Annotated in this window: 13 protein-coding genes; 1 reads left to right on the forward strand and 12 read right to left on the reverse strand. The window is 40.7% G+C overall.

The genetic code is table 11. The features are described 5' to 3' along the window. Positions 1-15: 15 nt before the first annotated feature. From MHB38_RS09485 to MHB38_RS09510, 6 genes are all read right to left on the reverse strand, one after another. On the reverse strand, positions 16-438 hold the full coding sequence (locus tag MHB38_RS09485) for a cytidine deaminase (RefSeq protein ID WP_017367347.1): 423 nt from the start codon (positions 436-438) through the stop codon (positions 16-18). A gap of 225 nt (positions 439-663) precedes the next feature. Next, positions 664-1,590: an alpha/beta hydrolase fold domain-containing protein gene (locus MHB38_RS09490; protein ID WP_048001471.1), complete on the reverse strand. Its 927-nt coding sequence runs from the start codon at positions 1,588-1,590 to the stop codon at positions 664-666. A gap of 26 nt (positions 1,591-1,616) precedes the next feature. Next, on the reverse strand, positions 1,617-2,018 hold the full coding sequence (locus tag MHB38_RS09495) for a MerR family transcriptional regulator (protein ID WP_017367349.1): 402 nt from the start codon (positions 2,016-2,018) through the stop codon (positions 1,617-1,619). A gap of 234 nt (positions 2,019-2,252) precedes the next feature. Continuing rightward, a complete protein-coding gene (locus tag MHB38_RS09500) occupies positions 2,253-3,728 on the reverse strand; it encodes a glycoside hydrolase family 1 protein (protein WP_058213716.1) in 1,476 nt (491 codons plus the stop codon). A 14-nt stretch (positions 3,729-3,742) separates the two neighbouring features. After that, on the reverse strand, positions 3,743-5,635 hold the full coding sequence (locus MHB38_RS09505) for a beta-glucoside-specific PTS transporter subunit IIABC (RefSeq protein ID WP_135227037.1): 1,893 nt from the start codon (positions 5,633-5,635) through the stop codon (positions 3,743-3,745). A 117-nt stretch (positions 5,636-5,752) separates the two neighbouring features. Further along, positions 5,753-6,595 (reverse strand): PRD domain-containing protein, encoded by an 843-nt coding sequence (locus tag MHB38_RS09510; RefSeq protein WP_008343748.1) that lies wholly within the window; start codon positions 6,593-6,595, stop codon positions 5,753-5,755. A 372-nt stretch (positions 6,596-6,967) separates the two neighbouring features. Between MHB38_RS09510 and MHB38_RS09515 the strand changes: the two genes are divergently transcribed. Beyond that, positions 6,968-7,276: a DUF4870 domain-containing protein gene (locus tag MHB38_RS09515; RefSeq protein ID WP_007499277.1), complete on the forward strand. Its 309-nt coding sequence runs from the start codon at positions 6,968-6,970 to the stop codon at positions 7,274-7,276. A gap of 53 nt (positions 7,277-7,329) precedes the next feature. Here MHB38_RS09515 and MHB38_RS09520 read toward each other — a convergent pair whose 3' ends face one another. The 6 genes from MHB38_RS09520 to MHB38_RS09545 form a co-directional block, all read right to left on the reverse strand. Next, positions 7,330-8,733 carry a sensor histidine kinase gene (locus MHB38_RS09520; RefSeq protein WP_017359555.1) on the reverse strand — a complete coding sequence of 468 codons (1,404 nt, stop codon included), beginning with the start codon at positions 8,731-8,733 and terminating at the stop codon, positions 7,330-7,332. Positions 8,734-8,735: 2 nt separating this feature from the next. Next, a complete protein-coding gene (locus MHB38_RS09525) occupies positions 8,736-9,443 on the reverse strand; it encodes a response regulator transcription factor (RefSeq protein WP_202734420.1) in 708 nt (235 codons plus the stop codon). A 131-nt stretch (positions 9,444-9,574) separates the two neighbouring features. After that, entirely contained in the window at positions 9,575-10,840 is a 1,266-nt protein-coding gene (locus tag MHB38_RS09530) for a glycoside hydrolase family 30 beta sandwich domain-containing protein (RefSeq protein WP_025207427.1), read from the reverse strand. A gap of 41 nt (positions 10,841-10,881) precedes the next feature. Beyond that, the gene (locus MHB38_RS09535) at positions 10,882-12,426 is read right to left on the reverse strand and encodes a glycoside hydrolase family 43 protein (RefSeq protein WP_046527322.1); all 1,545 of its coding nucleotides are present in this window, start codon (positions 12,424-12,426) and stop codon (positions 10,882-10,884) included. Between the two features lie 223 nt (positions 12,427-12,649). Further along, positions 12,650-14,110 (reverse strand): CoA-acylating methylmalonate-semialdehyde dehydrogenase, encoded by a 1,461-nt coding sequence (locus MHB38_RS09540; RefSeq protein ID WP_046527323.1) that lies wholly within the window; start codon positions 14,108-14,110, stop codon positions 12,650-12,652. Positions 14,111-14,475: 365 nt separating this feature from the next. Continuing rightward, positions 14,476-15,807: an alpha-glucosidase/alpha-galactosidase gene (locus MHB38_RS09545; RefSeq protein ID WP_007499268.1), complete on the reverse strand. Its 1,332-nt coding sequence runs from the start codon at positions 15,805-15,807 to the stop codon at positions 14,476-14,478. Between the last annotated feature and the right edge of the window lie 14 nt (positions 15,808-15,821).

Here is a 15,821-nt window from a genome sequence, read left to right on the forward strand (position 1 = left end):
TCTTTATGTCGTACATCAGCTTCTAGTATATTTGAGCGGAATGAGTTCTTCGATTTTCACCTTGACCAGCTCCCCATCCATATCAAGGATGACAAAACATGTTGGTCCAAAGTCTGAAATGAGCTCTCGGCAGATGCCACAAGGGCTGACTACTCTAATTCTTCTATCTTTTTCATCTGAATAAGGGTGTCTCACTGCAACAATTGTATCAAAATCTTTGTATCCATTCGATAAAGCGCTGCCAATCGCAATGGCTTCTGCACAAACAGTTACCCGTCCGATATAGGCTTCTATATGGACAGCTGATATGATTTCTCCTGTTTTCATCCGGATAGCTGCTCCTACATGATGCTTGTCATCTTCATAAAGACTGATTATCTTCTTTTTTGCTTCGTCTATTAATTCGATATCTTCTTGTGATAGATCAAACGTTTTCATCGCGTTTCCCCTTTCGCCTCACTGCTCGTATGTATTATATCAAACATGAGGTGATGAACTGAACTTCACTCTCCTTTACTAACCAGCCAAAAGACCGTTTAATCTGTAGTGAATGGCCATTTTGAATTTATTTCATATTCAATTGAAAAAGGCTGCTTTCAAGTAAGCAACCTTTTCCCTTATTTACATCAGAACATTTACCCTTTCTAGGTGTGAACTGAATCCCTATCGATTGATCACTTGAATGATTTTCTTCAGAGCATCTGCCGCTTCTGGAATTGGCATGACAACAAACACATGCAGCATTTCAGGATAAACAAAGGTTTTGATGTCCATTCCTTGTGCTGATAGTTTTTCATCGAGCTTTATGGCATCTGGATATAACATATCATGTGTTCCGATAAAATGAGTGATCTTCCCGAGCCCTTTAAAGTCACCGTAAATCGGACTAATCAATGGGTCTGTGAGACTTTGATCAGCTGCCCACAATTTTGTGATGACTCCCATTCCTTCATGACCTAGAATCGGATCTTTTTTTGCATATTCAAATATGAGAGGGTTGCTCATACTCATATCCACACACGCAGATAGTAACACGATATCCTTCGGCTGCGGCAGATCCTCTTTCTTTAAAAGGTGCGCAAGACCAAGTGAGATGTTTCCGCCAGCTGAATCTCCCATGATCGTCAATTGATTGGCACTTCCAGCAGTTTTCAGAAGGTCTTTATATAGGTTAAGCATTTTCGGATACGTATCCTGGTTGCTATAATGAGGTACTTTTGGGTAAATAGGAGCGACTACTTTCGCACCTAGTGATTGCGCCATTTTATCCATGAACCACCAATGGACATTCAAAGGCTGATTTGTCCACGCACCACCATGTAGATAGAGAATGACTTTTTGATTTTGTGATGCTTGTTCATTCAATGTGAAAACTTGCATGCCTTCGAATGTCTGCTCTTGTACCTCACTGATTAACTTCACATCATCTCCAATGGCATAAGGCTGTGTATTTTCAATTCCTTTTTGCTCAAGAAATTTTTTTGTCTGTTCGATACTAGAGAAACTCTCTTTATTACTTTGCGAAGCGAATAATGTTTCAAATTGAATACTTTCTTTAGAACGTTCACCATGATACATTTCTACACTCATTTTTTTCTCTCCTTCACCCAATAGGTTTATTGATCATCCTGCTTCGGAACACGAAATGATTCCAAGTAGACTTGTACTTTTTTTTCAGGGGTTTTTAATAAGTTAGATAAAAGGTCTTGAATGAGACGAAGGCTTTTAATTTTCTTTTCAATTTCTTCATGTTTAAGATGGACAATTTGTCTTAGGGTATCAAGGTCTATGTCTTGACTTAGCATGTCCATAATTTCAGCTATTTCCTTTAATGAATAACCGAGCGTTTTCGCATCTTTGATCAATTGAATTTTCACAACATAGTCGTCTGTATAGAATCTGTAACCGTTTGAACGTCGTCTTGGAGCAGGTAATATGTTGTGCTCTTCATAGTAACGAATTGCGGCAGGACTTACTCCTGTTTTTTTGGCAAGTTCTCCTCTAGTCATCAACTCCATCGTTACTCCTTTTTTATTATTTTTTTTACTATATGTACATTATAAAGGTTGAACTATACTTCAAGGTCAAGGTGAAACATTTTTCGGCCAACTTTTGTTATCAAATGATTGTAGCAAAGAGATCTCTAGCGCTTGCTATGACATAATTGAGGTTACTTTTCGGTAAACAAAAAAACACCATCGTACCCGGCCAATTAAGGCGGATGCAATGGTGTCATCATCATTCTATCTGGATTATGATAAATCTTCCCCATTTGTTGCAATCACTTTTTTGTACCAGTAGAAGGAATCTTTTTTGTAACGATTTAATGTCCCATTCCCTCTGTCGTCTTGATCTACATAGATCAAACCATAGCGTTTACTCATTTGAGATGTTCCGCAGCTAATTAAGTCAATACAACCCCATGGTGTATACCCCATTAAGTCGACACCTTCTTTGACTGCTTCTTTCATCTGTTCAATATGTTGTTTTAAATAATCAATTCGATAATCGTCGTGAATTTCTCTGTCTGGTGTCAATGTATCTCTTGCGCCAAGTCCGTTTTCACAAACAAATAAAGGTTTTTGGTATCTGTCATACAGTTTAATTAATGAAATGCGCAGCCCCATTGGATCAATTGGCCAATCCCATTGTGATAACTCCAAATGCTCATTTTTAATTGGACTATCAAATGTACCCGCTAGCTCGGCTGCATCTTCTCGGGCTTCTGCTACGTGGGACATATAGTAGCTGATCGCCACAAAATCAACGATGCCCTCTTTCAAAATTTGCTCATCCTGCTCTTCGATATCAAGTTTGATGTCGTTGTCAGCAAAATATTTCACCATGTATGTTGGATATTCACCTCTAGCTTGAACATCCGGATAGAACATATTCAATTGGTTCGATTTTACCGCTTGCAGCTGGTCCTCTGGTTTCGTTGTTTTTGCATAGGCTTCAATTTGGTTTATCATACAGCCAATTTGGACATTTGGAATGATTTCTTTTGCAGCCTTCACAGTGAGAGCGCTGGCGATAAATTGATGATGTGATGCTTGATACGCAGCCTGTAATTTATGGTCTACTAGGTCCTCTAAAATTCCAGCACCGGTGTAAAGGCTGTTGAGGTTCATATTCATTTCATTGAATGTAATCCAATACTTCACTTTATTTTTATATCTTTCTAAAATGGCACGGGCATATTTTTCAAACAACGGGACAAGCTCTCTACTCATCCAGCCATTATATTTCTCTGTTAAAGTAATCGGCATTTCATAGTGAGACATCGTGACTAACGGTTCAATTCCATATTTCGCACACTCATCAAATACGTTATCGTAAAAAGCCAATCCTTCTTCGTTCGGCTTGTCTTCTAAACCAGTTGGAAAGATTCTTGCCCATGAAATAGACAAGCGAAACACTTTAAAGCCCATCTCTGCAAATAGTGCAATATCCTCTTCATATCGATGGTAAAAATCGATTCCGCGTCTTTTCGGGAAATCAAATTCATCGGGTTGTTCCTTGTATCTTGTTAATTCAGCTGAACTCACATCGAAAGTAAAGTTGTTCACTTTTCCTTTTTCATAAGGATCTTTATATGCAGCAAAGTCTGATGTCGACAGGCCCTTGCCACCTTCTAAGTATGCGCCCTCTATTTGATTGGCAGCAGTTGCGCCACCCCATAAAAAATCATCTGAAAATCCTTTTTTTAATTCTTTCATTTCAATCATCCCTTCTCTTTATATTAGTGAATAAGCATTAAGAGCTTATTTTGACCTGCGGTGACATGAGTGTCACCTGTATGAATCACATCAAGGTATTGCGTTGAATTTGTGACGATTATAGGTGTCACTACATCTAAATGGTTTGATTGAATGCCTTCTATATCAAACGATAATAAATGATCCCCCGTCTTTATCTTATCGCCCTCTTTTACCAGTACATCAAAGAATTGGCCGTTTAGGCTGACCGTATCAATCCCCACGTGGATCAATAATTCAATCCCATCATCTGAAACGAGTCCGATGGCATGTTTAGTAGGTGTAACAGTCACTACTTTTCCTGAGAACGGTGCTTGTACCACCCCCTTATCAGGCAAAATTGCGACTCCCTTCCCCATCATTTCACTTGAGAACACGGAATCATTCACTTCAGATAAAGGAATGACCTTTCCACTCATAGGTGCTTGAACTTCATAAGGGTTTGTTTGCTTAGACATTTGTTGATTCTCTGTACTCTCAGTGTGATTTGGCTTTTCTGCAGCTTGCTCATTAAAAGCCGTGACAGACTCCTGAAATCCAAGGAGAATGGTGATGAGAAGTGACACGATGAAGCTAAGGGCGATTCCAATCAGAGCCAGCTGGAAATTATTTGTCCCTTTCATAATGTAAGTTGGCAGTGAAGTAATGCCTGGGATCGAAAAGGCTGTCGTTTTAACTGAAAATAAACCGTAAAAACATCCACCGACTGCGCCGCCAATTAATGAAGCATAAAAAGGTTTTTTTAGTCTAAGTGTGACTCCATAAATGGCTGGTTCTGTGATCCCGAAGAAACTAGGAAGCAATGTTGAAAGTGCTAAAGACCTTGTTTCTACCCGCTTGGTGCGGATGATGACACCTAACACAGCGCCTGCTTGTGCCATATTCGCAATGAAATTCATCGGAAGCAGCATGATATCGTAACCCACTTTTTCAAAGCTGGCTAACGTGCTTGGGAAGAATGCGTAATGCATTCCAGTTAACACAATGAGTGGCATAAGGCCCCCCATTAATAAACCGGCAATCGGACCAGCGAAATTGAACAAAGAAGTGAAAAAGATTTCTAAATATTGCCCAGAAACGTTCCCAATAGGAGCGATAAAAGCCAGTGTAAGAGGAGCCGTGATCATCAGGCTCAGTACCGGTGTAAATACGATACTTAAAGATTTTGGGATCGCTTTTGTTATCCACTTATCGACAAAACTTAGTAATAGCACACCTAAAATAATTGGTAATACAGAAGATGTGTAATTATTTAGTGGAATACTTAACCCTAAAAAATTTAATGGATCTGCTCCTTTTGCTGCACCTTCGATCATCGTTGGATATAGTAAAATCCCTGCTAATGCGAGCGCAAGAGATTCTCGCGTTTTAAATTTCTTCGCTGCCGAATAAGCAATGAGGAAAGGTAAAAAGTAAAAGACAGCATTTGAAAAAATTTGAAGTACTTGATAGGTAGAACTTGTCTCCGTCAGCCAGCCTAAGCTAACGAACAGTGCCATGATTCCTTTGATCAATCCACTACCAACAATCGCTGGCAAAATAGGTGTGAAAATCCCGCTGATCACATCGAATACGACTTCAATTGGGTTCATCTTTGACGTGTTTTTAACAGGAGCAGAATTATTGCTACTATGACCGGCTAGATGATCGATTTCCTCATAAACCTCTGCTACCTTTGCTCCAATAATGACTTGGAACTGTCCACTTTGGAATTGAGCACCTAAAACACCATCTAATGTTTTCAGCTCATCTACTTTTACCTGACTTTCATCGTTGAGATTAAATCTTAGCCGTGTGATACAATGCCAACTTTGAGATATATTTTCGGTTCCACCAATTAATTTTACAATTTTTCCAGCCAATTCTTTGTTTTCCATGCTTTCACCCCTTCATTTTCACAAAAAAACCTAAACAAAATCCACCATAGAAAAGATCATTCTTTCTCATGGAGATTTGTTTAGGTTAATGCTTTTTCATAACACGCCTAAAAGAAATCATTTATTTTTTTGGTGTTCCTTTGTGATTCGCTCAATATGGATGACTAAAAAAACAAGTTCGTCTTCTGTCACATTCCAATTGAATTCTCGTTTTAACATTTCTTTGATGATCAATCCGCAGGCATAACTCTTCATATAACGATCCTGTATTAATTCTTTTAACGAGTCATCCATCTGCTGCGGTGGTTGATTGGTTTCCTGCCTGACAATAAAATATCTCAAGTGGGTAATAAACCTCGAATAATTAATGGATGATTTATCCAATATCATCTCGAAAATATTTTGAATGATTTTGACGATTTCTTTCGTCAGGTGAGTCATCTTAATGGTGTCTCCCATAGACTGACCATCTATTTGAGCGTTTACAAAATGCAGGGCAATGAGTGAAGCTTCAGTATCTTCAAAAGAAATGCCCATCATCTTTTGAATAATTGTCAGTGCTTTTTTCCCGACTTGATATTCTTGAAAATAGAGATGTGGAATTTCCCACACAATGGGGTTTTCATACGCCATTTTTTCTTCGTGCCTTTGAATAGCGAAGGTGAGATGATCGGATAGCGAAAAGAGCGCGCTGGAACCTAACTTCTTATTCAACATCTCTTCGCCTACGCGAATGATTTTTTCAGTTAATAAAAGGATATCAGTTGGGATAGCGGCAAGTTGAGATTCTAATGGAGACGTCTGATCAGAATAAAATGTCTTACTGACAGCGCTCTCATCAAGTGTATCACCTTTCTTCTTTTTAAAACCTATTCCTGTTCCAAACACAACGACTTCATTTTGAGCCTCTGTTAGAGCTAATACGATATTATTATTTAAAACTTTAACGACGGTGAACATCCTCATCCCACCTTACCTAAAATGCTAAAAAAGCATAAAAAAACACCAAAATCTCAGCAAACAACGTACAAATGTACAATCTGTTTACCTGACTTGGTGGTGCCTGATCATATCAGTAACACTCCTGCATCGGTTACGACTTTATTTTAAATAGACGGATGACCAAAGTCAACTATTTTTTCTGAAAAAATAGATTAAAATACCCAGAATCATTTTATCTTTCCTTGTCTTTTTACAGTTTAACATATTTAAGGTTGCTGTAAGGTTCGGATTAATACGAGTTAAGGTTGAGGTTGTACAATGGGTTTGTAAGGAATTGAGGGATGAGTCAAATGGTCCCCTCTTCTAAATCAATCATAGAGGTGAAAAGCTTTGAGAGAAAATAAAATTTTGTCTTCATTATGTTACTTCAGTATCTTTTTTGCACCGTTTCTATTTCCGATTATCGTTTATTTCTTAGGAAAAGACGAAGTGAAATACCATGCGAAAAAATCACTATGGACACATATTATTCCTTATTTGATTTTCGGTCTTGGTATTGCCGGTTCTGGTTTACTTGGCATGAACGATATCAGTCATGCTGGTCCGTTCTTAATTGCAACGTATGCTGTGACATTCCTTGTGGCGATCTACTTCTTCATTTGGAACATTGTGAAAGGCATTAAAGTGTTTTCAGAATAAGGGTTAGAAAAAACGGTTCTGTGATTGAGCAGAACCGTTTTTTGTATGTCCGTTTAAGCGGGTAATTGGATATCAATCGTTGTTCCTTCTCCTATTATACTTTGTATTGTAATATCTCCCCCGTGTTTTTGGATGATATCTTTTGCAATCGCCATTCCAAGACCTGAGCCTGCATGTGTCCCTCCTGTATTCGTCCCTCTATAGTAGCGGTCAAACACTTTTTCTAGCTCTGCCTCTTCAATTCCTTTGCCGTTGTCTTGAATGGTGATGTGGGTATGTTCTTTTTGTTCAAGCTGTACAATGATTTTCACATCAGCATCATTGTGAACAAGGGCATTTAAAATGAGATTGGTGACCGCTCTTCTTATGAGGATCGTATCAATATTCAGCATAAGCTTGTCTACATTCGTTTGCAGCTCAATGGTCTGATCTGCATATCTCGAATCGTTGAGGATATCAATTAACGTTTCACGCAGCAATGGCACAATGTTCACCAGTTCTTTATGCAGCATCACGTCGTTATTTTTCAGCCTTGTTGTTAAATTGAGATCCTCCATCACATCTTTGATGTACAATGATTTATTCTCTATGATGCTGGCATAATGTCTAATGTCTTGATTTGAAAGAGGATAATTTGGATCTTTCATGATTTCTGCATAGCCTTGAATCGAGGATAATGGTGTTTTAATATCATGAGAAATATGACTGATCCACTCTTCTCGCATTTGCTCTAATTTGTCTTTTTCTTTTTGGCTTGAAGCGAGCTGCTCGGATAAGTGATTGACATTATAGAACACATCTTTATATATCCCCTTCGTTGGCAGCTTTGTCGTATAATCTCCGTTTGTGAGCCGCTGGATGCCATAAATGGCACGGCCGAGCGGTTTGATGAGTTGCCGGCTGAATAAGTATCCAATGAATAAGGCAATGATGGCATCAATCGATAATAAAATCATCGTCCCGATATTGAATTGCGATATTAATTCTTTCGTATCAAAAGAAAATAAATATTTTCCGATGGAAGGGTCCTTAAATCCGATGAAGTAGCTGTATTCCTTACCCTTTCCATTTTTCCCTCCAGCATAGATCGTCGACATCAATTGCTTATCTTTATATTTATGTAAGTTTACAATTTCTATAGGTGTGTATTTGCTCTTTAAGCCTTTAGGTGCTAGTGCATGATAGACGTCTTGTCCATTTTCGTCTAATATTTGAATCCACGCATTTTGTTGTTTTAAGGCTTGCTGTCCTTCTTTACTCACAGTGATATTTTGATTAGACAAGGTGATGTATTGTTCAAATGTTCTTGTGAAGGTTTCCGGCGTATTTTCTTCGTTTTGCTGACTGCTTGCTTGTAGTACAAGCCATATCATGAATCCAAATAAGTTAATAAAGACCGTGATAATGGTCACGATAATGACAGAGACCATGTATCTGCCTGTTAATCGCCATTTCATCTTTACGCATCCTTTACAACAAATTTATAGCCAAGTCCTTTGACCGTCACGAGAAATTCTGGTGTAGATGGGGAATGTTCTATTTTTTCCCGCAGTCTTCGTATATGAACCATTACCGTATTATCAGAACCGAAGAAATCCTCTCCCCAAACCGTTTGATAAAGCGTTTCTTTACTGATGACGCGATTCGGATGCTGCATGAAATAAGTCATCAACATAAGTTCTTTCCGAGTGAGTTCAATCGCCGCACCGTTTTTCGTCAGTTCGGCTTGCTGCTCGTTTAACTCAAATGGTCCTTTTTTGATCACGGGCTCCGCTTGAGAAGGCTGTACGTATGATGACCGTCTTAGCTGGGCTTTTACCCGGTAGGCGACTTCTTTTGGACTGAACGGTTTTGTAATGTAATCATCGCCGCCAATGGCAAGTCCTACAATTTTGTCTGATTCCTCTCCCTTTGCTGATAAAAAGATAATCGGAACATGCGAGACATCTCTGATTTGTTTGCAAATATCGTAGCCTTCTCCGTCTGGCAGCATAATATCCAGTATGACGAGATCTGGTTGTTCTTGATGAAATTGCGTGAGCCCATCACGGGCAGTTGAAGCTGTTAACACCTGGTCAATGCCTTCTCTTGTTAATACGGTATGGATTAATTCTAAAATTTCTTTTTCGTCATCTATAATCAATACTTTGCTTTGAACCTTTGGCATAATGATCACTCTCCTGAAGTCATTGTTATTATTATACCCAAAGTGTTGACGTCGTGAAAAATCAACTTTCTATTTACACAGAAAAAAGCCAATTTTCTTTTTTAATGAGAAAATTGGCTTTTCGTGTTTCTCTAGCGTTTGACCACAAATGTTGTCACACTTTGAGCAGGGAGATGAGCCCAAAATTGATTTCCTGATATGTTTAAGTCAGTTCCAGGTTGAAGGTTGCTGCTGCCGCTCGTCACCCATCTAGACGCCTGAGAAACAGAGCCATTTTGCACGACGAAGTGTTGATTGACCCCTGCATTGTTTTTATTAATCGCCACAATGACGACCTGATTGTTTCCTTTATAAGCTGAGACGAAAACATTTGATTCAGGGCTTTTCGTTGCATCAATTCTGACGTACCCTGGACGCACAAACTTGGAGAAATGCGCCATGTTGTATCCGCGCTTGCTAATCATTCCATCTTCTTTCATAGGACCGTATGATCTCCGGATGTACCACCACACATACGCCTGAAAGTCCCCTTCCACCATTGAATGGTGAATATGCTCTGATACCCCTAATGCCTCAGGCCAGCGGTCCGCTGAATTGTTATCACTATTCGGGTAGTAGACCTCTGTCATCCATAGCTCTTTCCCTGCCCCTTTTTGTTTGAAAAGAGGGTACGGAAGCTGGCTAATTTGGGTTCCGTATAGATGAGCGCCGAGAATGTCCATATTCCTTAGCGCCTGTGGATCGTTTAAGATAGGATCTGAGATATTCTTAAGGTATTGAAAGGATTCTGGTGCAATCACACGTGCATTAATGGAACCGGCATTTTCTCTCATGAAACGCAAGATTTCCTGAGGTGTCCACCATGTCCATTCGTGTGCATAATCGGGCTCGTTTTGAACAGAAATGGCATAAAGATTGACTCCGTTGTTTTTCATGTAAGTGACAAAATCATTCAGATGCTGAGCATATGCTGCGTATTGATTGTATTTAAGCCGCTTGGCAGGTGATCCATTCCGGTTAAATGTTTCAACCATACTGCTTGGAGGATTCCAAGGGGAAGCAATGACTAGAGCACCATGCTCGATCGCTCGTTTGGCCGTCGCAACTTCTCTGCTCCAATTGTTTCTGTTTTCGTCTACATAAATTCTAAGAATGGAAAACCCTAACTGATTTTGTCCATTGCCAAAGGCAGTCTCCCTTTGTGGCGCTGTCAAATCACCAATCCAAGCTGGATGGTTCATTCCGCCAAAACCACGAATCACTTGTCTTTCTGCATTAAGGTTAATGTTTGCGTCAGCTGCTGATACTTCAGCTACTCCAGGTCCTATGAACATGACAGACAGCATGGTGAAACACACCAATAAAGCAAGCATTGGTTTTTTTATACATGACATCAAATTCCCCACTCCTCTATCAAACATTTAAGCACCTTTATTCGCTACCTTTGAGTAAACTGCCAAGAATCAAATTGGAATAGATTTCCCCCGCCTGTTCCGGTAAAGACAAAAAATACGTTGTGCACACCGGATGCGCCGTTAATCGCTGTTTCTATTTCCCGCCAGTTTTGTGTTCCACCGGTGGAAGGTACATTCAGTGTACCGACCAGTCTGCCGTTCGCGCTTCCAAGTCGTACTTCTATTTTCCCGCCTACTGTCGATGCGACATTGGCTTTAAATGTTCTAGCGCCATTTGAACCAAAGTCTACATTCCCTAAAGCCACCCAATCGCCATTTTGAATATTGGTGACATGCTGGTTATTCACTGGTCCTCCTGGTGCTGACGAGGCTTCTGTCAAAATGCGTCCATTCCAAGCGAATGTTTCAGCTTCAACACGTTGATATGGATTCAGATTAGATAGCTGTTTCACCCCTTCATAATTGGCTGCTACTTCTCGAAGGGAGCCATCTGCATTATGCACAAGCTTGTTAATATGTGGAGAGCGATAGCCTTTGCCGCTTCCGTATAATGCAGAGCTAACGGTTTGCGTATGATACACGACATACCACTCGTTTTTAAAATTGAACACCGCATGATGGTTGTTACCGCCGCCACCAAAAAAAGCACCCGGATTTTTCAGAAAGTGTCCTTTATACGTGAAGGGTCCCATCGGGCTTGAACTCGTCATATAGCCGATTTCACCGGGTGGTTTATCAGCAGGATGTGAGCCGCCAAAATTGATGCAATAGGAATAGTAATAGGTACCGTTATACTTATGCATCCCTGAATCTTCAAACATAAAAGGAGCATCAATGGTGGATGCGCTACTGGCCACACTTGTCATATCAGCACCTAGCTTCAGGACTCTTGCTGTTTTAGGATTTGCCCATTGTCCCTGCGTTGGATTGGAACCGCCTGGAACGCCACCGCCGGCATATAGATAACCAGTACCGTCATCATCTACAAATACGGCCGGATCAAAAAGCCATACAACTCCAGACATGCCAGGTGTACTTGGCGTAACGAGCGCTTTTCCAATTGGATCAGTCCATGGACCAATCGGGCTGTCTGCTGTAAGGACTCCAATCCCTCCGCCGCTGTTAGCGAAATAAAGGAAAAATTTATCCTTTCCGTTGATCTTCTTTACCGCTGCTGATGGGGCCCATGATGCGCCTGCCCATTTGGCAATGCCTCTGCCGCCGTTTGCCCCATTTGCCCCCGCTACTGGAATCGCTCCGTGATCGGTCCAGTTGACCATATCCGCCGAAGAGATGACGAATACTCTATTCAGATTTGCAAATGAATTGTCCTTAATCGTTCCGTTGCTTTGATATTCATAGTCATCACTCGACATATAAAGGTACACTCTTCCGTTATAGGTAAGCGCAAACGGGTCTGCTCCTAAGTGATGATCAATGAGCGGGTTTGCATTTCCTACTTGCTTGGCAATTGGTGTGCTTGCCGCATGCGCTTCATATACTGGCAAACAACTCAGTACCAAAGTGAAAATCAATAAACAAACGCTGCACTTCATCCTCGTCCTCATCGAGTCATTTCCTCCTGTTTTCATCTTCCTGATATTGGGGTTTAGGCCCAATTTCAAATTATGTTGATGTTTCGTGATGAAGAATGAATACAAAGAATGATTTCTCCCTGCGAATCCCTGTAAAGAGTACAATGAAAACCCTTACTTTTTAACTAGAAGACAACAAAAAAATGCAGTCTCCATTTTGGAGCTGCATTCTTTCTCAATGTTCAATAAATGTACGCTACATATACCGAGCGGTCACCATTTTCTTTCTCGTGTAAAACTCTACTCCGTCTGTTCCATTGGCGTGCAAGTCTCCGTAGAAGGAATCTTTCCAGCCGGAAAATGGGAAGAAAGCCATTGGAGCAGGAACACCAATGTTAATGCCTAACATGCCGGCTTCGATGTTTTCACGAAATTCTCTTATGCTTGAAGCGCTGTCTGTGTATAGGCAGGCACCGTTTGCGAATTTTGATTGATTGGACAGGTCGATTGCTTCTGCGAGTGATGAGACACGGACAATGGATAAAACTGGGGCAAAAATCTCGTCCTGCCAGATTTTCATTTGATTTGTGACATGATCAAAGATCGTTGGTCCGACAAAATACCCTTCTCCATTTATTTCTTTATCTTGTCTGCCATCACGAATCAGGCTTGCGCCTTCTTCAATTCCTGATTGGATATATTGAAGAGTTCGTTCTTTATGCTCCTTCCGAATGACTGGTCCGAGAAAGACATCTTTATTTATTCCGTTTCCTATGACAAGCTGGTTGGATTCATCGACCAATTGTTGAATCAAGTCGTCTGCCACGTCTTCTTCCACTGCGACAACGGCTGCTGCCATGCAGCGTTCACCTGCTGATCCAAAAGCAGCGCCAATGATTTGTTTTGTGGCTGATTCTAAATCAGCATCTTTCAAGACGATAGAGTGATTTTTTGCACCGGCAAGTGCTTGTACACGTTTACCATGTGATGTCCCTTTTTTATAGACGTATTCTGCGACTGGCTGAGAGCCGACAAACGAAATGGCTTTTACCTTTTCATGTTCAAGCAGACCGTTTACTACATCGTGAGCGCCATTGACAATGTTGAGCACACCTTTTGGAAGTCCCGCTTCTTCAAATAGTTCTGCTAACCGTGCAGCAAGGATTGGCGTCCGTTCTGAAGGCTTTAAAACAAATGTATTTCCGCAAGCGATGGCAAGCGGGAACATCCAGCATGGGACCATCATCGGAAAGTTAAACGGGGTAATGCCGCCGATGACGCCAATTGGGTAGCGGTACATGCCAGACTCTAGACCAGTCGCAATATCAGGCAGTTGTTTCCCCATCATTAAGGTTGGTGCACCAGCGGCAAATTCCACACATTCAATTCCTCGCTGCACCTCTCCTTTTGCTTCTGTTACACTTTTTCCGTTTTCCAGCGTGACAAGTTCAGCTAACTCATCCCATTTCTCTACGAGTAACTGTTGGTATTTAAATAAGATACGTGCGCGCCGGGGAACAGCTGTTTTAGACCAAGTGGTGAACGCTTCTTGTGCTGCCTGGACTGCATGTTCTACATCCGTTTTTGTTGAAAGTGGTACTTCTGCGATGACTTCGCCAGTAGCTGGATTATAAACAGCTTCCGTTTGGTTCGTTTCGGCGTCCACCCATTGTCCGCCAATATAATTTTTCAACGTTTGTACATCTGTTTTGGTCATGTTCCCTCTCTCCTCTTTGTTTGGATTGTGATGCAATCGTGTGTTGATTTATCGTCATTGTCTCATCTAAGGGGCCTTCATCTGTATACACTCTTTGTCAAATGAAACCACAATTTTGCTTTACGTTCTGATAAAACATGTGAAGTCTATACCTTCTAGCTCTTTTGGTTCCGCAGATCTGTCCCCCTTTTAGGTCGTTTTGTCTGTGTGTCATGATCATGTTAATCAATTGATGATATATTTTTGGTTAACTGTTGGTTAACTTTAAAAAATCATAATATTAAAAACGCTTCCAGTCAATGATCAGTTTGTTGATCTAAAAAAACCTGATGCCAGGTGCATCAGGTTAAGACTGTTTATGTTAGTTATTTAGAAGAAATTGCGTATTGACTTGGCTCTGTATAAGCCGGGAGCATCTCCCCGTGTGCTTCAATTAATTCATTACATAGTTTGATGGTGTCATCAATTGATAATTCAGCACTTGTATGCGGGTCTAATAATGCCGCTTGGTAAATGTGTTCTTTTTTGCCGCTGATTGCAGCTTCAATCGTCATGAGCTGTGAGCTGATATTGGTCCGGTTGAGTCCAGCCAATTGTTCAGGTATCTCTCCGATATAACATGGCATGATACCGCTCCGGTCTGCAACACATGGCACTTCCACACAGGCTTTTTCAGGAAGGTTGTGAATGAGTCCTCCTGTGTTCAGTACATTTCCACCAAATTTAAAGGGAACGTTCGTTTCAATCGCTTCAATGATACGTGAACCATATTCTTTAGAGCGCGTATGCGTGATTTGTGTGTTTCCCACAAGGTCATGTTTCATCGTATTCCAATTGTTGATTTGTTCCTCGCAGCGTCGTGGGTATTCATCGAGCGGAATGTTAAACTGTCCAATCAGTTCTGGATAACGAGATTTGATAAAATACGGATGATATTCTGCATTGTGCTCTGAGGATTCGGTGACATAGTAGCCGAATTTATCCATTAGTTCAAAACGAACCATATCAGGATGCCGCGTTTTTTGTTTTTCTTTTGCTCTTGCTTTGATTTCTGGATACAAGTCTTGACCGTCCCGTTTCACTTCTAATAACCATGCCATGTGGTTAATGCCGGCAATTTTTTCTTCAATGCCTTCATGGTCCATTTCAAGTGATTGAAATAAATCTTTCGTACACACCTGTACGCTATGGCAAAGACCAACCGTTTGAACCCGAGTATAACGCAGCATAGCGCCAGTCAGTGTGGCCATTGGATTCGTGTAATTTAATAATAAGGCGTGTGGACATACTTCTTCCATATCCTTTGCGAAGTCCAGCATCACGGGAATGGTTCGAAGGGAGCGGAAAATACCGCCGATGCCAACCGTATCCGCAATCGTTTGTCTTAATCCATATTTTTTTGGAATCTCAAAATCAATAACAGTGCTTGGCTGATAGCCTCCTACCTGGATGGCATTGATGACATATTTCGCATTCTTTAAGGCTTCTTTCCGGTTGTGATACGACTGAATGGTCACATGTGCACCGTAGTTCTCTTTTAAGTGACGTAGCATCGTTTCTGATTCTTTCAGCCGGTTATGGTCGATATCATATAACGCAAATTCAAAGCCAGCAAGTGCGGGAACGAACAAACAATCTCCTAATATATTTTTAGCAAACACGGTACTTCCTGCACCGATAAATGTAATTTTAGACATAGACGACACTCCTT

This window comes from Bacillus sp. FSL K6-3176, assembly GCF_038003325.1.
GTDB lineage: Bacteria > Bacillota > Bacilli > Bacillales > Bacillaceae > Bacillus > Bacillus altitudinis.

Excerpts from the sequence above, each read along its gene's own strand:
- MHB38_RS09490 (WP_048001471.1), bottom strand. The coding sequence starts at position 1,590 with ATGAGTGTAGAAATGTATCATGGTGAACGTTCTAAAGAAAGTATTCAA.
- MHB38_RS09525 (WP_202734420.1), bottom strand. The coding sequence starts at position 9,443 with ATGCCAAAGGTTCAAAGCAAAGTATTGATTATAGATGACGAAAAAGAA.
- MHB38_RS09500 (WP_058213716.1), bottom strand. The coding sequence starts at position 3,728 with ATGATTGAAATGAAAGAATTAAAAAAAGGATTTTCAGATGATTTTTTA.
- MHB38_RS09535 (WP_046527322.1), bottom strand. The coding sequence starts at position 12,426 with ATGAGGACGAGGATGAAGTGCAGCGTTTGTTTATTGATTTTCACTTTG.
- MHB38_RS09505 (WP_135227037.1), bottom strand. The coding sequence starts at position 5,635 with ATGGAAAACAAAGAATTGGCTGGAAAAATTGTAAAATTAATTGGTGGA.
- MHB38_RS09545 (WP_007499268.1), bottom strand. The coding sequence starts at position 15,807 with ATGTCTAAAATTACATTTATCGGTGCAGGAAGTACCGTGTTTGCTAAA.
- MHB38_RS09510 (WP_008343748.1), bottom strand. The coding sequence starts at position 6,595 with ATGTTCACCGTCGTTAAAGTTTTAAATAATAATATCGTATTAGCTCTA.
- MHB38_RS09520 (WP_017359555.1), bottom strand. The coding sequence starts at position 8,733 with ATGAAATGGCGATTAACAGGCAGATACATGGTCTCTGTCATTATCGTG.
- MHB38_RS09540 (WP_046527323.1), bottom strand. The coding sequence starts at position 14,110 with ATGACCAAAACAGATGTACAAACGTTGAAAAATTATATTGGCGGACAA.
- MHB38_RS09495 (WP_017367349.1), bottom strand. The coding sequence starts at position 2,018 with ATGGAGTTGATGACTAGAGGAGAACTTGCCAAAAAAACAGGAGTAAGT.
- MHB38_RS09485 (WP_017367347.1), bottom strand. The coding sequence starts at position 438 with ATGAAAACGTTTGATCTATCACAAGAAGATATCGAATTAATAGACGAA.